Raw genomic sequence first — 22,419 nt, 5'->3', positions numbered from 1 at the left:
CTGCGCATGTTACGCTTTCCTATTTTTTTGTCAACACTTAATTTTGTTAAACTTGAAAGTTTTTAAAACGAAGTTTTACTCGACTCACTGATTAGCTCGTTCATCGCTATGCGTTGCGCTCTGCCGTCTCAGTGGGGTCGCATTATAGGGAGATCCGAAAACAGATCAACCCTTTTTTGAAGAAAACTTAAAATAAATGACTGTTCGCGTGAAATTAAAGCAAAGTGGTTACTTTAAACACTAAAAAGGCCCTTACGGGCCTTTTATATTAGTTTACGATGAGTTTCCAACCGAGTTTACTTTGCAGTTTTGACTCTTGTTGTAGCTCACTAGCCATAAGCGGGTGTTCTTTTAACCAGTTATTGGCAAACTTTAAGTCTAATGTGTCTTTTTCTACAGATAACTCTATTCTAGGAAGTACGTCATCTTGTCGGCGCATCGATAATATTACGGCGATTCTTAGTAGCCTAACTAAGTATTGGGTAAGCGTACTATGCGCACCTAGAACGTTGAAGCTACCTTTTTGGATATCAGAACGATGTGCGCTTGCAACTGCAGCAATCACTTTATGTTCGGATTGTGAAAAACCAGGCATATCGGTATTTTCTATAATGTAGGCTGTGTGCTTATGGTATTGCTTATACTCTATCAATAAACCAATTTCGTGAAGTTGCGCTGCGGCTTTTAAAAGCGGCAAGGCATTTTCACTAACAAGCGGCCAGCTTTCACCTACCTGCTCTGCCAGTTGAATAACTAAGCTCGATACTCGATTCGCTTGCTTTTGATCAACATGATACCGGTCCATAAACCCATCCACTGTACGTTTACGGATATCGTTGTTATGAAGCTCAGGTACCATACTGTAAAGTACACCTTCGCGAAGTGCACCGCCAGCCAAACCCATTTTTTCAATTTCAAGTGATTCAAATAACGCTATTAAGATAGCAAGGCCCGACACAAAAACTAACCTGCGCTCTTCACTTAACCCAGGCAGGTCAAGTGCAGCAATCGTACTGTAGGCTATCGATTGCTGTTTTATTTTATTTAGCTTTTCTAATGTAAGTAGATCATCTAAGTCCTGCGCGACCATGATTTCTTGAATCGCTTGCACCGTACCAGAGGCACCTGATGCTATTTGCCAACCTGCTTGTTTATACTCTGGCGCAATTTCGTCAATCACTTCATGGGCAGCTTTAATGGCGGCATTGAAGTTTGCTTCACTTAGTTGACAGTCTTTAAAGTAACGCTCTAAGTATGTGACACATCCCATATTTAAGCTTTTATAGTGCAGTGCCTCAAAACCTTTACCTATAACGACTTCGGTACTTGCCCCACCAATATCAATGACAAGTTGTTTGCCAGTACACGATGAGGTGTGTGCTACACCTTTATAAATGGTGCGTGCTTCTAGCTCACCACTAATTACATTTATCGTATGGCCTAGTATCTTCTCAGCATGCGCCTTGAAAACATCGGCATTCGTTGCAAGTCGAAGTGTTGCAGTTGCTACTATGGTGATATTTTGTTTTGGAATGTCCTGTAGGCGCTCAGCAAAAAGTGCAAGGCACTCCCAACCTCGCTGCATTGCCTCAGAGCTTAATACATTTTCGCTATCAAGCCCTGCTGCTAATCTTACTTTGCGTTTAACGCGGCCTATAGTTTGTAGGCCGCCAGCAATTGATTTAGCAATTAGCATATGAAAGCTATTTGAGCCTAAATCAATGACTGCATACACATTTTTTTGCGGTTTAAATTGCCCCACCGTTCAAAAACCTCTAGTTACTACTACGTACAGTAACGGCCAAGTTACGACCGTCCTTTTTGGTAACTATTATTCGGGCGACGTCCGTTATTACTACGATTACGTGGGCCTGTAGAATAGTTGCGCTTTCTTTGAATAGTAGGCTTTGTTAAATCATCTAGCAATGCGGTTTTATCATAATGTGATAAAGGAATGCTGTGCTCTATATACTCTTCTATTTCATGTAAGTTATAAGCATACTGTTCACATGCAAAGCTAATTGCATGACCTGATGCGCCGGCACGACCAGTACGACCAATGCGGTGAACGTAATCTTCACAATCATCCGGTAGGTCAAAGTTAAATACATGACTTACCTCAGGGATATGTAGCCCACGTGCTGCAACATCAGTTGCCACTAAAAAGTCTAATTCACCTTTGGTGAATTGCGCTAATATAGATTGGCGTTTTTTCTGGTTTACATCACCAGTGAGCATACCTACACGGTGACCATCGGCTTTTAACCAAGCATATACTGTCTCACAACTGTGTTTGGTATTGGCAAATACGATGGCCTTATCCGGCCATTCTTCCTCAATTAAAGTTAATAGCAGCTTAATTTTATCCTCTTGAGAAGGATGAAATAGCTCTTCTTTAATGCGCTTGCCTGTTTTTACATCTGGCTCGATTTGAACGTGTTCAGGGTTAGTCATATGTTCAAAGGCAAGCTCCTGCACGCGATAAGAAAGCGTGGCAGAAAATAATAAATTGAGTCTATCTGCTGTATCTGGCATACGGCGGAACATGTAACGAATATCTTTTATAAAGCCTAAATCGAACATACGATCGGCTTCATCAAGCACAACTACCTCAATTTCGTTAAGGGTGTAACAGCCTTGCTTGTACAAATCGATTAGTCGACCTGTAGTACCAATTAAAATATCAACGCCTTTTTCTAATTGTGCACGTTGTTTTTCGTAATCTTCGCCACCATATACTAAACCTAAGTTAAGATTACAGTGCGGCGCTAAAATTTTAGCATCTTTGTGTATCTGAATCGCAAGCTCCCGAGTCGGGGCCATGATCAGGGCTCTTGGATGTTTACTAGGTGCTTTGCTAGATTGTAATAACCGATGGCACGTGGCTGTTAAAAACGCCAACGTTTTGCCCGTACCCGTTTGTGCTTGGCCCGCGATATCGCGACCGTCACAAATAAAAGGTAGGCATTTTGCTTGAATGGGTGTGCAATACTCAAACCCACTTTCGGTTAAACCGGCAACCACTTCCGGTGCGATAGCAAAGTCTGAAAACTTTTTATCGGTCAAATGTGTCTTAGTCATAGCGTTTAAGCATAACGTTTAAACTTGCAATAAGAAACAAGAGTGTTTAAATACGCACTAAATATTTCGCCTAACTAAATCGGAGAGCGCAATGAGCGAGAAAATAATCCAAATTACTGACGATAGCTTTGAAGCTGACGTATTACAATCAGACAAGCCTGTACTAGTAGATTTTTGGGCTGAGTGGTGCGGACCGTGTAAAATGATCGCCCCTATCCTTAATGAAGTGGCTGATGAGTATGATAGCCGTGTAACAGTTGCTAAGTTAAACATTGACCAAAACGCAGGCACACCACCTAAGTTTGGTATTCGTGGTATCCCTACACTACTTCTTTTTAAAGATGGCCAAGTAGCTGCAACGAAAGTTGGTGCGCTTTCTAAAACTCAACTTATTGAGTTCTTAGAAAACAATATCTAAGTAAAAATGAAAAAAAAGGGCTTTTTTGCCCTTTTTTTGTGTTTATTTTGTATAAAGACTGGACGCTGTGCCAGTGAACTGCTAGTTTATAAAGCCAACTAATCCTTAGTTATATTCAACAAACCTCACTCAACTATCAAAGCGATTTTGAGTATGACAATTGTAATAAAGAACCCACCAATATGCATTTACGCGAATTAAAAGACAAGTCTATAAAAGAACTTGTAAACTTAGCTGAGTCCATGGGGCTCGAAAACGTAGCCCGCTTAAGAAAGCAAGATATCATTTTTGCCATTCTTAAAGCACATGCCAAAGGCGGAGAGAACATCTACGGCGGCGGTGTACTAGAGATTTTACAAGATGGTTTTGGTTTTTTAAGATCATCAGAAGCCTCTTACTTAGCTGGCCCAGATGATATTTATGTATCTCCAAGCCAAATTCGCCGTTTCAGCATGCGTACTGGCGATTCTATTTCAGGTCTTATTCGCCCACCTAAAGACGGCGAACGTTACTTTGCTTTACTAAAAGTAAACGAAGTTAACTTTGATAAACCTGAAAACTCTCGCACTAAAATCCTTTTTGAAAACCTTACCCCACTACATGCAAACGAACGTTTTCGTATGGAACGCGGTAACGGCAGTAAAGAAGACATTACCGCTCGTGTACTTGATTTAGCATCACCAATTGGCCGTGGCCAACGTGGTTTGTTAGTAGCACCGCCTAAAGCGGGTAAAACAATGCTACTGCAAAACATTGCACAATCAATTACTCACAATCACCCAGATGTTACATTAATGGTTTTACTTATTGATGAGCGTCCGGAGGAAGTAACCGAGATGCAACGCCTTGTTAAAGGTGAGGTTATTGCATCAACGTTTGATGAGCCAGCTTCTCGCCATGTACAAGTTGCAGAAATGGTGATTGAAAAAGCAAAACGTTTGGTTGAGCACAAAAAAGATGTGGTTATCTTATTGGATTCAATCACCCGTTTAGCACGTGCTTACAACACAGTTATCCCTTCATCAGGTAAAGTACTTACCGGTGGTGTTGATGCTAATGCACTGCACAAGCCTAAGCGCTTCTTTGGTGCTGCACGTAATGTTGAAGAAGGCGGTAGCTTAACGATTATAGCTACAGCACTTATCGACACGGGCTCAAAAATGGATGAAGTTATCTACGAAGAGTTTAAAGGTACCGGTAACATGGAACTACACTTAAACCGTAAGATTGCTGAAAAGCGTGTATTCCCTGCCATCGACTTTAACCGCTCAGGTACGCGTCGTGAAGAACTACTTACTAAACCAGATGAGCTACAAAAGCTATGGATTTTACGCAAGATTGTTCATGAAATGTCAGAGATTGATGCTATGGAATTCTTAATTGATAAGCTTTCTATGAGCAAAACGAACGATGAATTCTTCGATTCGATGAAACGCCAATAAGCGCGTTTTCGTTATATAAAAAAAGCGCCTAGGGCGCTTTTTTTATATTTAAACGACAATACCAATCAACTTAGATATTTAGCCTTTCTAGCATGCTAAATAAAGTATTAACTGAGCTTATCTGTCGCTATAAATGTCTAATAGCTTAACACGATTAGAATAATTAACTTTCGTTATATTTTTTAAGTACGCGCTGTAATTCATCTACAAGCTTTTGAATGTGTTCTTTACTTTGGCTTTGTTTATTGAGTAAAGCCATATCGAGATTTTTAGCGGCCTTGGCAATATCGTCTAACGCAAACATTTGCGCTGCCCCTAAAATGCGATGGCTGTCTTTTTGTAATGCCTCTAAGTCATTACTACTATAATGCTGATTTATGGTTTCGCTTTCAAACGTGAAGCTTTGCTTAAAACTTGTTACTAAGTCGCTCATATCTATCTGAGCTGTATATGGTAGCTCTTGTTTAGCAGCTTCATCCAAATGTTTAGCAAGCGTGTTATAAAAAGCGTTTTTATCTAACGGCTTACCTAAATACCCTGTAAAGCCTAGCGCAAGATAATCATCGACTTCATGACTCATTGCATTGGCAGTTAAAGCAAAAATAGGCGCTTGAAAGCCGCACTTTTGCAATAATGAAAATGCAGCACGGCCATCCATAATAGGCATTTGTATATCCAGTAGCACTAAATCTGGGTATATTTGAAGGCACTTCTCAACCGCTTGCTCACCATTTTCTACCGCTATAACCTCAAGCCCCATAGAACGTAAATAACGACTTATGAGTCTACGGTTGTCGGGGTGATCCTCAGCCAGTACTACACGACCAGTTAACTGCTTAACCTGTTTAGACGAGGTTACATGTTCGTACTCATCTCGCTCTTTTTCAACCTCTACACAAGGTAAAAACAGCGAAAACTGGCTCCCGCGTTTAAACTCACTTTGAACGCTAATGTACCCTCCCATCATAGAGGCCAGCTGTTGAGACAAACTAAGCCCCAACCCAGTGCCACCAAAGCGACGGCTAATACTGTTATCGGCTTGGCTAAAGCATTCAAATATTTGTTTTAGCTGCGATGAATTCATACCAATACCGGTGTCTTTAACTATAAAAACAAGCCCTTGCTCAGTTTTGTTCAAAGACACAACTACCTGCCCAGCCTGAGTAAACTTAACAGCGTTAGCGCATAAATTGATGAGTATTTGCTTTACCCGCATTAAATCGAGTTTGGTATAAAACGCATTACCTACATGGTTATCAAAACGAATTTGCAAATGCTTCGCTTTAGCCTGCGAAATAAACATGGCATGTACATCGCTAACTAGCTGCACTATGTCAAAGCACGAAATATTAAGCTCTAATCTGTTTGCTTCTATTTTGCTTAAATCAAGCACATCATTAATTAAACTTTTTAAATGATCACTATGTCGCTGAATTATTTTTAATTCATCTTGTAGGTTTTCAGGCTCGTACAAACCATTAATTAAATCATCTGTTTGGCCTAAAATAGCGGTAAGCGGGGTTCTAATTTCATGGCTAATATTTGCCAAAAACTGGCTTTTAACATCATTAGCTTCTCGTAGCTCCTGAGCTATAGCTTGCAGCTCTGCCGTACGCTGCGCAACTTGCTCCTTTAATAACTGCTTGGCACGCTTTTCGGCGCCCCGACGATAAAGCGCGGTGCCCGTAACAATCACTAAAAATAATAAAACAAAAATAAAAACTGTGAGCTGCGAGCGCTGGCTCATTTTTAACTTCTGTACTTTTCGTTCTTGCTTGAGCTTCTGAATTTCTTGGTTTAACTGAGTGGCTTTAAATTGGTTTTGTAATACTGCTAAAGCACTGGTGATTGTTTCGCTGTTTATACCACGCTGCTCTGCTACAAACTTTTCGTGCAGCGTTAATGCCTCAGCGTAGTTGCCTTTGCTAGCCTCTAAAAGCGAACGCGTGCCAAAAGCATCGCGCTTTATACGCACACTATTATATTGTGTGGCCAAATCGGTGGCTTTATCTAAGCTTTTTTGCGAATCAGCAAGCTCTCCTCTCACAAATTGTATTTTAGCTAGTGCATGTAAGGCGTTAAGCTCTAAACTGTGATTCGCAATTTCAAGGGCATTTTGTACCCCCAATCTAGCCTGCTCGTAAGCAACATCCACGTTATTAAGAATTAAATTGATATTTGCTAAATTAGTATATTGGGTAGATAACTTATTATAATCATTGGTAGAAATATAGTAACGTAACGCCATCTGATAATAGTGCAGTGCTAAGTCAAATTGTGAACTTTCGTAGTAAGCAACGCCTAAATTATTGTTAACTTGTGCTATACCGCTGGTATCACCTAGTTTTTGATATACTTTAAGTACTTCTTTATAAAATAAAATGGCGCTTTCATAACGCGACAATCTAATGTACACCCCTGCTATATTTAGCAAAATGTCAGCTTGGTCTTGCGCACTGCCCTTTTTTTCATAAATCTCTTTTGCTTTTAAATAATATTCGAGCGTCAGCTCCATATTATTCATTTCAAAGTAAGCTAAACCAATGTTACTAAGCAGGTTTGCAAGCTCTACTTGCTTATTGTTTTTTTCAACAATTACCATGGCGCGGCTATATTCAACAATAGCTTGCTGAAAATACCCCTGAAAATAAAACACAACACCTTGCATTTTAATGGCTCTAAAATGCATATCTGGCAAGTAACTTGAGGAGGTGTGCTGTTCTAATTTTTTAAAGTACAACAGAGCATTTTCAAAATCATCTGAGGAGAAGGCTAAATCGGCAAGTTCAGAATACACACTGACCTTTTGAGATTCTGTTATATTTTTTGCTTCAAGCAGTGCATTACCGAGCGTGAGTTTTACGTCCCACTGCTGCTCTTTTTTAAATTCATCAAATAAAGATACACTATTTTGAGCAAAGCTAGGCAGTATGAACACACAACATAAAACAAATAAAAGGCACTTCAATTTGCCTAGCATAATATTATTCCTTCAAACTTTAGCTTTAGTCAGTGTAATCTTTATTGAAGATACACAACAAAACGAGCGCAAACAATGCTTAACCCCCTGATTGATGAGATTTTTGAGTTACTTTTAACTCAGCGTGTTTGGAAAGTTCATACCTTAGCTGCAACGCTCGCTCAACAAGGGGTGTTACCACCTTTAGATGCAAACCCTGAGCAAAATTTATTTAAAAAGAATTTTTTAATTATGAATGCTTTATTTGAGCTGCAAACACAGCTATTACCCAAGCACTTAATTATATCGTCATTACATATTGAACTTGTAGAGCCAAGTAGCAATGTAGCAACGCAATCCCATTTAAAAAGTTACTATTTAAACTGGGAAAACTACGACACCAGTGCCAAAGACATAGAGGCATTATTAGATAGTTTTTGGCAGCAATTTAACCCACTAATAAAGCAACCAGTTGAGCAAATTGAGCCATTACTTAAGGCTTGGCAATTACCGCCAAACTTTAGCCTGGCTATGCTACAAAAGCGCTGGCGGCAATTGGCATTAAAACATCATCCCGATAAGCAAACAGGGAGTGCATGTAAATTTAGACAAATAAGAGCCGAGTATGAGCAGCTAAAGCTAGCTGCTCAAAACAGGTAATTAACGGGTAAGGCGACGGGCACGAATTTTACGCCCTTTAATATTGCCCTCGGTTAATTTACGTAGCGCAGGTTTTGATGCATTGCGCTCAACGGCTACAAAGGCGACGTTATCGAGTACATTTATTTTACCTACTTGGCGTCCTGCAACACCATCTTTGCCAGTAAGTGCACCTAAAATATCACCAGCGCGCACTTTTTGCTTTTTGCCCGAGTCGATCATTAGGGTAACCATTTCAGGCTTGTAAGGCGGCTTTTCTAATAAACTAAAAGCAGGCATTGGCTCTGGCAAAAAGTCTCGTTCGTAATGGTCGCCTATTTGCGCCACTTTAAACTGCTCAGCTTCACCGTAAATAGAGCACGCAATGCCTTTTTTACCCGCTCGGCCTGTACGCCCTACACGGTGCACATGGGTTTGTGGGTCGTGTGCTAAGTGGTAATTTATTACCATATCCATGTCGTCAATATCTAAGCCTCGCGCGGCAACATCGGTAGCAACTAATATTGAGGCACTTTTATTAGCAAAATGAATTAACGTACGTTCGCGATCACGCTGCTCTAAATCACCGTGCAACGCCACTGCGCTAAAGCCTTCACTTGCTAAATCATCACAAACTTGTTGTGTTTCTACCTTGGTATTACAAAAAACAACACAGCTTTGTGGTGTAAATTTAAGTAGTAATAATTTAAGTGTTGAGTAACGCTGTTTGTTGTTATCCATTTTGTAAAAGTATTGCTTTATTGTGCTTTTTTCTTGCTCTTCTTCTACTTTTATCATCTCTGGATTTTTTAATACGCGCTTTGCAATAGCTTCAATTGCACGCGGAAAGGTTGCACTAAATAACAACGTTTGACGATTTTGCGGTATGCGCTCAATAATGGCATCAAGGGTATCTTGAAAACCCATATCAAGCATTTGATCTGCCTCATCAAGTACCAGCGTTTCAACATCGTCTAAACGCAGTGTGCCTTTACGAATATGATCGTCCACTCGCCCAGGTGTACCCACAATAATGTGCGCGCCATGCTCAAGCGAGCCTATTTGTGGGCCAATAGAAACCCCGCCACACAAGGTTAAAATTTTAATATTGTGAATACCACGAGCAAGTTTACGCATTTCTACTGCCACTTGCTCAGCCAGCTCGCGCGTAGGACAAAGTACAAGCGATTGAATACGAAAACGTTTTACATTTAATTTAGCTAACACACCTAAACTAAAAGCAGCTGTTTTACCTGAACCCGTTTTTGCTTGCGCAATGATATCTTTACCTGCCAAAACCGGCGGTAAGCTTTGCGCTTGTACAGGCGTCATTTGCGAGTAGCCAAGTGTTGATAAATTATCAACTAAACCAGCAGGTAAAGCCAAAGATGAAAATGCAGTAGAAGTCACAATTAATTCCAAAATAATAAAAACAACACAGGGCTTAGCCCCAAAATATGAGCTGTATAATAGCAGAATTCAGATAAGGCAACCATTAATACCCGATGACCATTATTTTACGATGTGTTAAATCTTGTTAATAAAAGAGTTGAAAATGATACTAGTTTTCATTAAGATCTCCAAAAATTTTAACACCCTAACACTGGATGTAATTGATGAAACTAAACTCACTGTACGTAGCACTTGTTGGTGCCATTAGCACAAGCGCCTTTGCCGCCCCTACTGACTTAGAGCGAATTGAAGTTAAAGGTAGTTATTTTAACGACTACAAAGTCGACAACGCCAACGGAGCAATGAGAACATCAGCGTCATTGTTAGAAACAGCGCAATCAGTAACGGTTATTAGCGATACAATAATTAGCGAGCAATTAGCAACCACTCTTGGCGAAGTGCTTACTAACGATGCAAGTTTAACTGCCGGCTCTCAACAACGTAACCGTGAAGTATTTAACTTACGCGGCTTTGAACTTAGCTCATCGACAGGCTACTTACGTGACGGACACCAACATTGGTCTCACTACCAGCAACCGATTGAAATTCTACAACAAGTAGAAGTTATTAAAGGCCCATCAAGTATTTTATACGGACAATCAGGCCCTGGTGGCTTGATAAACATGGTGACAAAAAAGCCTACGGCAACCACATTATTTAACGCCAGCGCAGATGTAGACCAACACGGCTCTACCCGCTTTATGCTAGACGCGGCTGGTGCACTTACCGACGCTGAAGATTTACGTGCACGCGGTATTTTAGTAAAACAAGATGTTGATTACTGGCGCGAATACCAAAACGGCGAAAACCGTGAACGCGACCGTTTTTTAGGTGCTGTAATTGTTGATTACGATTTAAGCGACAACGCATTAGTACGTGTACATTACGACCGCACAGACGACGAAGCAGGCCTTGATACAGGTGCTTGGATAGATGACAACGCTAATGTGATTGGCGATGACAAAACCATTCGCGATATGTCTTGGGCGTTTACCGACATAACGGTAGAAAACTTAGGCGTAGATCTTGAAGTGTACTTAAACGATCACTGGCAAGTTAAGCTTGGTTACAACGAGCAAACATTTGAGCGCCAGCGTTTTGAGTCTGCACCTCGTAAGCCAAGCACATTCGTAGAAGGCGATAGCTATGAGTCACGCCCTTACGACCGTTTTGACGATTGGCAGTTTAAAACCGCATTTATTGATTTTGTTGGCGAATTTAAAACCGGTAGTTTACAACATCAGTTTTTAATTGGTGCAAACTCGCTAGATTACTATTACGGGCAACGCCGTACATCAGCAGAGTATTTTGATTTTGCCGCTGGCCAAAACGAGCCAAGCCGCCCAACAGTAAGCTATAAATCAGATGATACTATTAGCGAAACTGAATACGACTACTACGGTATTTACGTTCAAGACTTAATTACTTTCTCGCCACAGTGGCAAGTATCATTAGGTGGCCGTTACGATGAGCAAAATAGAGAAGGCGCAGATAACGAGTCGTTCGTACCAAAAGTAGGTGTGCTTTATCACCCTAACCCTTCTGCGACTATTTATGCTAGCTACTCAGAAGGTTTTGAGCCACAAGGTAGCGATACATTAGTAAGCGAAACTGACATCAACAACGGTATGAAGCTTGATGCTGTTACCTCTGAGCAAAAAGAGATTGGTGTTAAATGGCAACTATTTGATGACCGCCTAATGTTAAGCGGTGCTGTATTTGATATTAGCAAAAAAGGCACCTTAGTAACCGAAGCACTTGAAGTGCCAGTGGGCGAATTTACCTCTGAAACAAACCAAGTAGGCGAGCAACGCCATAAAGGGCTTGAGCTAAGCGCGCAAGGTGCAGCTACCGATCGCTTATTTGTTATGGCATCAACTATGTACTTAGATGCAAATTTTGAGCGTGACGAAGACCTACAAGGTAAACGCCCTACTGATGCTCCTAAATGGTCTGCATCACTTTGGACACGCTATGAGTTAAACGACACCATTGCATTTAATGCCGGTGCATTTTATGAAGGTGAGCGCTTTGCCGATAGTGCAAACACAGTAGTAAAAGATGCTTACACACGAGTAGATGTAGGTGCAACTTACAAACTTAAAGTAAGCAAAACCGATGTAAACCTTCGTTTAAACATTGAAAACCTATTAGACGAAAACTACTTAGGCGGCGGTGGCTTAAACAACGTTACCGTGGGCGAAGGCACAAATGTACGCCTAGCAGCTCAATTTAGCTTTTAAGTTATAAAACTTATACTTATAAAGCCCGCACAATAATAATTGTGCGGGCTTTTTACTGCCTATTAAAAACACCACTGCATTCATCTCATCTATTTTTTAAAGCCTTTAAAAAGTGCTCTAATACACTTAATTATAAAAAGGCTTACTCTATATGAAAAAAATTATTACAGCGCTACTAATGACTAGCAGCCTCAGCGTTAGCGCAAACAATGCAGAATTCACCACAATGCAATTACAACAGGTTGATGAGGTGCGCACTGCTGCACTTAAAAGCCATTTAAGCTACGAGCTACTCGAGTCACTCACAACAGAAGTTGGCCCTCGCTTACCCGGCACTGAAAACGATAAAAAAGCAGTAGCATGGGCTAAAGCAAAATTTAACGAACTTGGTTTTGATAAAGTATGGCTTGAAGAAGCAACATTTCCAAAATGGCGCCGTTATAGCGAAAGCGGAAAAATACTCACCCCAAGTGAGCAACCTCTGCATTTAACTGCGCTGGGTAATAGTGTAAGCACACCCGATGATGGCATTAGTGCACCGGTTGTACTGTTTGAAACATTGGATGAGCTAATTGCAGCACCAGCAAATAGCTTAGAAGGTAAAATTGCCTATATTAATTACCGCATGAACCGCGACATAGACGGCAACGGTTACGGCCCTGCGGTAAAAGCACGTGCCACAGGCGCAATTGAGGCCGCGAAAAAAGGCGCGGTCGCTTACATGATGCGCTCAGTGAGCACAGCTCACCATCGCTTTGCTCACACTGGCGGTAGTTACTATAAAGAAGGGGTTAAAAAAATACCTAACGTAACTATTGCCAACCCGGATGCGGATCAAATAGCGCGCTTAGTGGCCTTAAACAAAAAGGTAACGGTTAATATAAATGTACAAACACAAAGCCTAGGAGAAGGCACAAGCTATAACGTTATAGGCCAATTTAATGGCACCGAAAATCCAGAACAATATGTGTTGATTGGCGGCCACCTAGACTCGTGGGATTTAGGCACTGGCGCATTAGATGATGGTGCCGGTGTTGCGCTAACAATGGCTGCGGCTAAACACATTAGCGATGTTAAACGCCCTAAACGTAGTATTCGTGTTGTACTGTTTGCAGCAGAAGAGCTTGGACTTTGGGGTGCAAAAGCTTACTTTGCACAACACAAAAGTGACTTACACAATATAGTTGCAGCTGCTGAGTCGGACTTTGGCGCCGATGTAGTATATGGTTTTGAGTCAAATGTTAATGCGGCTTCTCTGCCAGTAGTGCGTGCCATAGCAAAAGAGCTGACTGCGTTAAACATTGAGTATATTGGTAAAAACCAGGCTAACGGCGGGCCGGATTTAATCCCATTAAAAAAAGCGGTGTCGGCACCTATATTTGAGTTGGCCCAAGATGGCACTGATTACTTTGATTACCATCACACAGCTGATGACACACTCGATAAAGTAACGCCTGCTAAACTGCGCCAAAATACCGCTGCGTATGCTGTATTTGCGTTAATGGCAGCAGATGCCAAAACAACAATTCAACCGAAAGCGCAGACTAACTAATAACTGACATACTTACTTACAGTTTGTCGCTTTAATAAACGCACTCCTTGTTTTACCTTTATATAAATTAAATAAAACAAGGAGTGTGCGGGCATGTTGCTTTTCAATACGAGTCAGTCGTTTCCTCATTTTGCACAAACACAGTGCTGCCCTAACTGCCATAGCCGCGCCTATCATCTAATAAACCAAAGTCGTTTTTTACGCTTTACGGTTATTCCTGTTTTGCCTTTAGCACTAAACTATAAATACGAATGCTATCAATGCGGCCATAATGCGCCTGTAAAATTAAAGCAGTTACCGATGTTTGAAATTTTCACTCTACCTAAATACTTTATAGGGGTACTTTTAGCGTTATGGGTGGGGTTATTTTTTTACCAACAACACGCTGCAGCGCAAGCGCAAAAGCAAAGCTACTTAACTAACCCTAAAGCCTACGATACGTATTTAGTACACGCTGATAAATTTACTCATGAGCCATGGACACTCACCAACTTAAAAGTTGCGCAAGTTTTAAGTTTTGACGAGCAGTTTATAACGTTTCAAGTAAGTAACTACAGCTATAAGCGCAACAAAGGCATTACTACTGCAATGCGTACCAGCTTATTAGTACAAAGAGGTTACTTCTCAGATGACAAAATTACTTTACCTCGTAGCGAAGTAAAAAGACTTTACAACGACGGGGTGATTTACGACGTACTGCGCCCCTCAGCAAACAGTTTATATGGTGGGTTTGTTATGTTTCCGCCAAAACCAAAACCGCTATATAAAGGCTTAAAGCTCGACAAAAATAACCAACAGGGCATTACGTATTTTAAAAACGGACAGTATAGCGATGCGCTTGAGAGTTTTACTCTAGCCGCAAATGCCGGCTCGCAATGGGGGCAGCTCAACCTTGCGCAAATGTACCGAGATGGACAAGGCGTGACTCAAAATGTACAAACAGCAAAACATTGGTATGAGCAGGCAATAGCGCAAGGTAATAGCAAAGCGAAAATAGAATTAGAGGAAATGTGCGATAAAGCAAACTGCAAATAAAAAATGGCCAGTTTAACTGGCCATTTTCAATCTTCATTCATACTTATAATTAGAAAGTCATATGCTCATCTAAAAAGTTAAGTACCTGCTTGTAGTAGCGCGTTCTGTGCTCTGCTTTATAAAAGCCATGCCCTTCATCTTCAAGTAACTCGTATATGTAAGGATGGTTTTCTTTTTTTAGCGCTGCAACTAAAGACTCAGCTTGCTCAATAGGTGCTCTTTCATCCTGCCCACCATGTACAATTAAAACTGGCGCTTTAAGCTTGTCTATGTTGTAGCTAGGTGAAAAACGCTTTAACAGTGCCTCATCAGTACCAAGCGCGCTTTTAAGATAGCGCTGTCCACGGTCTCGTTCAGAGATATCGCCTTTTTCAAACATTAGCGGTAAATCGTACACCCCAACTACACCAATAGCACACTGAAACATATCAGGTTCTAAAATTGCACTTTGTAGTGCCGAATAGCCACCAAAACTTGCGCCCATTATACAAATATTATCTTTATTTACAGTGCCTTGCTCTATTAAGTATTTTACACCGTCAATAATGTCGTATTGTATTTCAGCACCCCATTTTTTATGTCCGGCATGTTCAAAGTTGCGGCCAAAGCCACCAGAGCCTCTAAAGTTAACTTTTAGTACTGCAATGCCTCTACTGGCTAATAGCTGAGCTTCGCTCTCATAGCCCCACCAATCTCTTGGTCCATGAGGACCACCGTGAGGCATAACAACTAAAGGTAAGTTTTTCTCATCAGTATTATTAGGGATGGTTAAATATCCGTATATTGTTAAGCCATCACGCGCTTTATAATTTACAGGTTTGGTTATAGCCATTTCACTTGGCTTGATCCAGCTTTTAGTCGCAAACAAAAAGCGTAAGCTATTCTTTTTGGCATCGAACAAGTAGTAGCTGCCAGGGTTAGTATCGCTTGACGCAAAGATAATACTCTTCTCACCATCTTCTGTACTACTAACAAGCTGAACTTGCTGCCCTTGAAGGGATTGTATTAATGCCTTTAAGCGCTCACTTTTATGTGAATTATTTATAAAGGAATAGGCAGGATAGCCAAGCTCATTTTCAATTGCGAATAATTCTTTAGAAACTTCATCTACCCACACTTTTTTTGGAGAGACCTGTGGTTCTTTATGCAAAAGCTCAAACTTTTTACTCTCTAAATTTAGTTTATAAAGCCCCTTTGCTTCGCCATTTTCTGACGCTGTAACATAAACAGAAGCACCCGTACTATCAAACGCATGAAGGCTAATATCAGTGTATTTTAACTCTCCTAAATCAAGCTGTTGCCATTCACCACCTGACTTCTCACGGGTATAAATTTTTTGATTAATATAATCATCGTTTGAAACAGCAACACGCACATTACCATCATGATCTGTTAAAAAGCCTGCCATTCTTGATGGTGAGCGAGTGACTCTTTTTCGCTTTCCGCTGTAAATATCAACTTCATAAACTATTGTATGCGGCTCATTTGAAGCGCTCCATGGGTAGGTCAGGATCAGCATTTTACGCCTATCATGAATAAGCGGGTCTAGTACATAAGAAGTACCTAGTATGGGTGTCGCTTTTTTTATACGGGTTCCTGTTTGCATTTCACCTTGGTAACCCACTAAATATTTGCCTCGGCTACCATCAGCATTTACACCAAAAAGCTCACCATGAAATTCGGGATGATCTTTCCAGCCTTTAATGTACTCTTTAGCCAGTACAATTCTTTCATTGTTAACCCAATAATAATTGCCAACCTGGGCATCATTAGGAAACTTAATTGCATGACTTACTTTAAATGTATCAGTGCTTAGCACCATTAATACATTTTTTCCTTCAGGGCGAGTAATTACAGCTAAGTATTTTCCATCAGGTGAAATTTTCACACCTGCAAACTCTATATCTTTACTAAAGCTTTCTATCGGTACCAAGTCGTTACTTGCTGTAGTATGAGAGCTAAAAATACTGGCCAGCAATAAAGGCAGACAAGCCAAAAACTTATTCATTAAAGTTCCTTTTATTTATTTTTGATTGAGCTTTATGTTACATACTTTTAACAAAAACATACACCATACTTCTTCCCTTTATGTAAACAGGCGTAAATTAATAGGGTTATTAATCTAATGCTTAGGGTTAGTAAGCTTACTCCAAACTAAATGCAGAATAACAATGCATAGCCCCGCTACTACCCCTAGTAATCCGTCAAATATAAGGGGGGCTAATGTTTCGCCGGTGCCATTTAATAACGACTTGCCTATGGCTATTACTTCTAATTGCCAATGATGTAGTAGCTCAATACCATGGGATAAAATACCGCCACCGACTAAAAACATGGCCACCGTGCCGGCAAAGGCTAAAAATTGCATAAGCCTTGGTGCTGCAGCTAATAACCCCTTACCAAGCATCTCTTTAAATTTATTAGCCGACACCTTTGATTGATTAAGCAAATACAACCCCGCGTCATCAAGCTTCACAATACCGGCTACAAGGCCGTATACACCTATGGTCATTAATACGGCTATAACACACAGTACAAGCGCCTGATTTACAAGTGTGGCACCTGCAACCGTTCCCAAGGTGATCACTATAATTTCGGCTGAGAGAATAAAGTCGGTGCGTATGGCTCCTTTTACTTTTTGCTTTTCATACTCAGCTGGGTCTAATTGCTGCGACTCATCAGCCTCTTTTTCGGGGTGAGGTAAAAACCCAGCAAATACTTTCTCAGCGCCTTCAAAACATAAAAATAAGCCACCGATTATTAGCAGCGGGGTTATTAACCAAGGCAGCCATACACTTATGAGCAATGCACCAGGGACCAAAATGGCTTTATTTAAAAATGAGCCCTTTGCCACAGCCCAAACTACAGGTAATTCGCGGTCGGCTGTAACGCCTGTAACTTGCTGAGCATTAAGTGCTAAGTCGTCACCAAGTACACCGGCTGTTTTTTTAGTGGCGACTTTACTCATTGTGGCAATGTCATCAAGTAAAGTGGTTATATCATCAAGTAATGTTAAAAGGTTAATGCCTGCCATGTTGCTTCCTAGCTAAAAAATAATGCTATCAACATAGCGTAATCCGTAATTTTCACCAACGGTTAATTTTGCTTTGTTATGCTGATTAAACGCACTGATTTTTATTAATGGCAAACTTACTTAGGGGATATAAATGAAAGCATTGGTGGTTATTTTTACAAGCATGCTGGTTTTATCAGCCTGTAGTAATGAGTCTAAAAGTACCCACTACTTATGCAACGAGCGCGTAGTAGAATTAGCCCACCAAGGAGCGGGGGCAACACTTACTTTAAATGAGCAAACATATACGCTTAATAAAGAGCCGAGCGCATCAGGGGTAAAGTATATTAATGAGCGAGTGCTATTTTGGTCTAAAGCCGATGAAGCCATGCTGATTGTTTCAGGTAATAAATACCACTGCCAACTTCAACAAGCCGACGCCTTATAATTTTGTCTTTCGCGATTTAAACTTTTTCTTTTTTCTCATCGTAATAAATAGCCTGTTTTTACGTTATCACTGACTTACAACTGCACATGCATTTGTTGTTTAGTTGGGTATAATACTTTTACTTTTTGCTTAGTAGCGGCCTACCATGAAATATAAAGATTTACGTGATTTTATCGATTTGCTTGAAAAAAAAGGCGAACTTAAACGTATTACTCAAGAAATCGACCCGTATCTTGAAATGACCGAAATAGCCGACCGTACATTACGTGCTAAAGGCCCCGCATTATTGTTCGAAAACCCAAAAGGTCACAGTATGCCTGTGCTTGCAAACTTATTTGGTACACCTAAGCGCGTTGCTATGGGCATGGGCCAAGAAGATGTAAGCGAGCTGCGTGAAGTTGGCAAGCTACTCGCTTTTTTAAAAGAGCCCGAGCCACCAAAAGGGATTAAAGAAGCACTAGGGCAAATTCCGGTATTTAAACAAGTACTCAATATGCCGGCTAAAGAAGTTAAAAAAGCACCGTGCCAACAGGTTGTTCTAGAAGGTGACGAGGTAGATTTAACTAAGTTACCAATACAGCATTGTTGGCCTGGAGATGCCGCTCCCCTTATTACTTGGGGTTTAACCGTTACCAAAGGGCCTTATAAAAAGCGCCAAAATTTGGGTATTTACCGCCAGCAGCTATTAGGTAAAAATAAAATAATTATGCGTTGGTTATCGCATCGCGGTGGCGCACTCGATTTTCAAGAATGGTGTAAAGAAAACCCCGGTGAGCCTTACCCAGTTTCGGTTGCATTAGGAGCTGATCCTGCCACTATTTTAGGTGCGGTGACACCTGTGCCAGACACGTTAAGCGAATATGCCTTTGCTGGCTTACTGCGCGGTAGTAAAACAGAAGTGGTTAAGTCAATTTCAAATGACTTACAGGTCCCTGCCAGTGCCGAAATAGTACTTGAAGGCTACATTATGCCTGGCGAAATGGCTCCCGAGGGGCCATATGGCGACCACACTGGTTATTACAATGAAGTTGATGATTTTCCTGTGATGACAGTGACCCATTTAACACACCGTAAAAACCCAATTTACCATAGTACATTTACCGGCCGTCCACCTGATGAGCCAGCTATTTTAGGTGTGGCCTTAAACGAAGTGTTTGTGCCTATATTGCAAAAGCAGTTTCCAGAAATCGTCGACTTTTACTTGCCACCCGAAGGCTGCTCTTACCGTATGGCCGTGGTAACCATGAAAAAACAATACCCAGGCCATGCTAAGCGCGTAATGATGGGCGTATGGTCGTTTTTACGTCAGTTTATGTACACTAAGTTTGTTATTGTTTGCGATGATGATGTAAATGCCCGTGACTGGAACGATGTTATTTGGGCCATCACTACCCGTATGGACCCTGCACGTGACACCACATTAATTGAAAACACGCCAATAGATTACCTCGATTTTGCATCGCCGGTATCTGGGCTTGGCTCAAAAATGGGCATGGATGCAACAAATAAGTGGCCAGGTGAAACCGACCGCGAATGGGGCGAGCCAATTGTCATGGATAAAGCGACAAAAGATCGTGTTGACGAAATTTGGCAAAGCCTCGATATACTTTAAGCACGCTTAGTGAATATAAACAGGCTATAAAATAACCCCGCAGATATGTTAATATTGCTCCACTTAACTGCATATCTGCGTAAACGCTGCTAAAAGGTAAAAAATGCAAACATTAAAAGCTGAAGTTGTTGCCATCAGCCCACTTACAGAATTTGTTCATAAAGTAATTTTAAAGCCTCAACAACCTGTTACGTTTGAAGCTGGCCAATACATGCAACTTGTACTTGGCGAAAAAGACAAGCGCGCATTTTCGATTGCAAGTCGTCCATCGCAATGTGATGAAATAGAGCTTCATATTGGCGCATCTAAAGCCGATTCATACGCAATGCAATCGCTTGAGCATTTGCGTAATGCGCATCAAAATAATACACCGGTAGATATAGAAGCCGGCCTTGGTGTATCGCAACTACGCCTACAATGCGAGCGCCCTATTATTTTATTGGCTGGCGGCACTGGTTTTTCTTATGCAAAATCAATGGCTGATCACTTAGCTGAAATTAACTGCGACCGCCCGGTATTATTTTACTGGGGTGTTAAAGAAGAGTCTGCATTGTATGCTCACAGCGAAATGCAAGCATGGGCAGAGAGTAACGAGCACTTTAAATTTATTCCTGTTGTAGAAAACCCATCTGCTAATTGGCAAGGCCACACCGGGTTTGTACACAAAGCAGTCATGCAAGATATTGTGTCGTTAGAACCTTACGACATTTATATGGCTGGTCGCTTTGACATGATTGGCATTGTCCGTGATGACTTTATTGCTCACGGTGCTGTTCGCGAAAACATGTACGCTGACGCATTTGCGTTTATAAAATAAATTTTTATTTATAATACAAAGGCGCCCCATGGCGCCTTTGTTATTTCTATCAAATTTAAGCTATTAATTGGTATAACCTATTGCTTTAATCAGTATAAACAATTTCCTAAATTCCTATCTATAAACCATACTTTGTATAGAACATCAGCGGGAGAGACCCAAATGTTAAATACAAAAGTAAAAGATTTTATGCAACGTAAGTTGCCACACATTACCCCAAATACCGAAATGACCACCGCCATTAGTGAGCTGCAAAAGTTTAACTTATTAGGTGCACCAGTATTTGATGACAATAAATCGCTGGTTGGTTTTATATCTGAGCAAGAGCTGTTAAAACCATTAATGCGAAGCAGCTATTTTTGCGATGGCGTTGTAAAAGTTTCGCAGCTTATGCAAACCGAGGTTGTAACCGTTAATGCCGATACCAACATTATCGAGCTTGCAGAGCAAATGAAAACAGGAAAGCCAAAAAACTACCCCGTTGTTGAGGGTGATACCGTGATAGGGCTGATTGGCCGAAGCGATGTATTAAAAGCACTGTTTGATAATTACGTGAGCTGCCAAACAAAAGTAAGCTAACATAAAAAATGCCGCTAATAAGCGGCATTTTTTGTATTAAGCGTATTTAACGTGCTGCAGCAAGCGCAGTTAATGCGTTTTTATCGCTGTCGCTTAAAAATGCAATCTCTAAGGCATTAGCTTGTGCCTTATGCATATCGGCTTGTGTTAAACCCGCCTTTGGCGCAGCCACTAGGTATTCATGCTCAATTTCAATGCCCTCTACAGCCGGATCGTCGGTATTAATACACGCTAAAATACCGTGATCTAAAAACTGTTTAAGGGGGTGTTTAGCTAAATCGTTTACGGTACTGGTTTGAATATTACTGGTTAAGCACGACTCAATACCAATGCGGTTATCGCGCAGGTAGTCCATTAGTTTAGGGTCTTCAATTGCTTTTACCCCATGACCTATACGGCTTGCACCTAATTCATTAATGGCTTGCCAAATACTCGCTGCGCCCAGCGCTTCACCGGCATGAATGGTAGCGGCCAGGTAAGCGTCTCTTACTTGCTTAAATTGTTCGACAAAAAGCTCTCCCGGAAAACCAATTTCATCTCCGGCTAAATCAATCGCCACTAAATCATTTTTAAAGGCAAGTAATGCGTCAAGCTCCTGCTGGCAGGTTTTAACACCATAAGTACGCGACATAATACCAATTAAGTTTGCTTTAATATTGGCGCCTTGAGTAGCCGATTTAATACCATCAACCACGGCCTCAACCACCCCTTGCGGGTGTAAGCCTTGGCTTTGTGCCATATAATACGGGCTAAAGCGAAGCTCTACATAATCAAGTCCCTGCGCTTGAGCGTCTTCTATGTTTTCAACGGCAATGCGTCTACAGGCGTCGTAATCGCCCAGTACCGTTACACCCCAGTCGAGCTTTTGCAAAAACGCCATTAAATCAGGCTCAGGATCAATAACTTGCACATGAGGGATAAGCGCCTCTACGTTATCAGCAGGTAGCGTAATATTAAACTGTCGACCAAGCTCTAGTATGGTTTGCGCACGTACATTGCCATCTAAATGACGATGAATATCTAGCAGAGGTAATTTTTTATTTATCATAATAGCGACTCGGTTAGGTTAAAATTGCGCGCATGATACGCAGGTACAGTTATTTTTCAAGTGTAGAGCAGTTAAAGTAAA

17 protein-coding genes are annotated in these 22,419 nt (G+C 41.0%); 10 read left to right on the top strand and 7 right to left on the bottom strand.

What is annotated here, in order from left to right; translation table 11 throughout:
- Positions 1–268: 268 nt before the first annotated feature.
- Both gppA and rhlB read right to left on the bottom strand, forming a co-directional pair.
- Positions 269–1,762, bottom strand: a complete 1,494-nt coding sequence (gene gppA / locus AN389_RS13030) for a guanosine-5'-triphosphate,3'-diphosphate diphosphatase (protein WP_055018218.1) — start codon at positions 1,760–1,762, stop codon at positions 269–271.
- Between the two features lie 44 nt (positions 1,763–1,806).
- Positions 1,807–3,081: an ATP-dependent RNA helicase RhlB gene (rhlB, locus tag AN389_RS13025; RefSeq protein ID WP_055015907.1), complete on the bottom strand. Its 1,275-nt coding sequence runs from the start codon at positions 3,079–3,081 to the stop codon at positions 1,807–1,809.
- A 91-nt stretch (positions 3,082–3,172) separates the two neighbouring features.
- On the opposite strand from rhlB, the gene trxA reads away from it, so the two are divergent.
- Positions 3,173–3,499, top strand: coding sequence for a thioredoxin TrxA (gene trxA / locus AN389_RS13020; RefSeq protein ID WP_055015906.1), 327 nt, complete (start codon positions 3,173–3,175; stop codon positions 3,497–3,499).
- 182 nt (positions 3,500–3,681) lie between these two features.
- Positions 3,682–4,941, top strand: a complete 1,260-nt coding sequence (rho, locus tag AN389_RS13015) for a transcription termination factor Rho (protein WP_055015905.1) — start codon at positions 3,682–3,684, stop codon at positions 4,939–4,941.
- Positions 4,942–5,104: 163 nt separating this feature from the next.
- Here rho and AN389_RS13010 read toward each other — a convergent pair whose 3' ends face one another.
- Positions 5,105–7,921 (bottom strand): tetratricopeptide repeat protein, encoded by a 2,817-nt coding sequence (locus AN389_RS13010; protein WP_055019979.1) that lies wholly within the window; start codon positions 7,919–7,921, stop codon positions 5,105–5,107.
- A 75-nt stretch (positions 7,922–7,996) separates the two neighbouring features.
- On the opposite strand from AN389_RS13010, the gene AN389_RS13005 reads away from it, so the two are divergent.
- On the top strand, positions 7,997–8,560 hold the full coding sequence (locus tag AN389_RS13005; RefSeq protein ID WP_055019978.1) for a DNA-J related domain-containing protein: 564 nt from the start codon (positions 7,997–7,999) through the stop codon (positions 8,558–8,560).
- On the opposite strand, the gene dbpA is transcribed toward AN389_RS13005, so the two are convergent.
- Positions 8,561–9,949, bottom strand: coding sequence for an ATP-dependent RNA helicase DbpA (gene dbpA / locus AN389_RS13000; RefSeq protein WP_055019977.1), 1,389 nt, complete (start codon positions 9,947–9,949; stop codon positions 8,561–8,563).
- Between the two features lie 206 nt (positions 9,950–10,155).
- Here dbpA and AN389_RS12995 point away from each other — a divergent pair, with 206 nt between their 5' ends.
- From AN389_RS12995 to AN389_RS12985, 3 genes are all read left to right on the top strand, one after another.
- On the top strand, positions 10,156–12,234 hold the full coding sequence (locus AN389_RS12995; protein WP_055019976.1) for a TonB-dependent siderophore receptor: 2,079 nt from the start codon (positions 10,156–10,158) through the stop codon (positions 12,232–12,234).
- Between the two features lie 151 nt (positions 12,235–12,385).
- Positions 12,386–13,786: a M20/M25/M40 family metallo-hydrolase gene (locus tag AN389_RS12990; RefSeq protein ID WP_055019975.1), complete on the top strand. Its 1,401-nt coding sequence runs from the start codon at positions 12,386–12,388 to the stop codon at positions 13,784–13,786.
- 93 nt (positions 13,787–13,879) lie between these two features.
- Complete coding sequence (locus AN389_RS12985) at positions 13,880–14,821, top strand: tetratricopeptide repeat protein (protein ID WP_055019974.1); 942 nt, start codon at positions 13,880–13,882, stop codon at positions 14,819–14,821.
- A gap of 49 nt (positions 14,822–14,870) precedes the next feature.
- Here AN389_RS12985 and AN389_RS12980 read toward each other — a convergent pair whose 3' ends face one another.
- Positions 14,871–16,829, bottom strand: coding sequence for a S9 family peptidase (locus tag AN389_RS12980; RefSeq protein ID WP_055019973.1), 1,959 nt, complete (start codon positions 16,827–16,829; stop codon positions 14,871–14,873).
- 114 nt (positions 16,830–16,943) lie between these two features.
- On the bottom strand, positions 16,944–17,855 hold the full coding sequence (locus AN389_RS12975) for a DUF808 domain-containing protein (protein ID WP_024032059.1): 912 nt from the start codon (positions 17,853–17,855) through the stop codon (positions 16,944–16,946).
- Positions 17,856–17,988: 133 nt separating this feature from the next.
- Between AN389_RS12975 and AN389_RS12970 the strand changes: the two genes are divergently transcribed.
- The 4 genes from AN389_RS12970 (at position 17,989) to AN389_RS12955 (ending at position 21,290) form a co-directional block, all read left to right on the top strand.
- Positions 17,989–18,282 (top strand): MliC family protein, encoded by a 294-nt coding sequence (locus AN389_RS12970; protein ID WP_024032060.1) that lies wholly within the window; start codon positions 17,989–17,991, stop codon positions 18,280–18,282.
- 145 nt (positions 18,283–18,427) lie between these two features.
- Positions 18,428–19,894, top strand: a complete 1,467-nt coding sequence (ubiD, locus tag AN389_RS12965) for a 4-hydroxy-3-polyprenylbenzoate decarboxylase (RefSeq protein WP_024032061.1) — start codon at positions 18,428–18,430, stop codon at positions 19,892–19,894.
- A gap of 103 nt (positions 19,895–19,997) precedes the next feature.
- Complete coding sequence (fre, locus tag AN389_RS12960; RefSeq protein WP_004588968.1) at positions 19,998–20,711, top strand: NAD(P)H-flavin reductase; 714 nt, start codon at positions 19,998–20,000, stop codon at positions 20,709–20,711.
- Between the two features lie 162 nt (positions 20,712–20,873).
- The gene (locus tag AN389_RS12955; protein WP_004588969.1) at positions 20,874–21,290 is read left to right on the top strand and encodes a CBS domain-containing protein; all 417 of its coding nucleotides are present in this window, start codon (positions 20,874–20,876) and stop codon (positions 21,288–21,290) included.
- Between the two features lie 46 nt (positions 21,291–21,336).
- Here AN389_RS12955 and add read toward each other — a convergent pair whose 3' ends face one another.
- Positions 21,337–22,338, bottom strand: a complete 1,002-nt coding sequence (gene add / locus AN389_RS12950) for an adenosine deaminase (protein WP_055019972.1) — start codon at positions 22,336–22,338, stop codon at positions 21,337–21,339.
- Between the last annotated feature and the right edge of the window lie 81 nt (positions 22,339–22,419).

Source organism: Pseudoalteromonas sp. P1-7a (assembly GCF_001401855.1).
GTDB lineage: Bacteria > Pseudomonadota > Gammaproteobacteria > Enterobacterales > Alteromonadaceae > Pseudoalteromonas.
The sequence above is the reverse complement of the archived record's forward strand: the minus strand, read 5'-3'. Positions and strand labels throughout refer to the sequence as shown.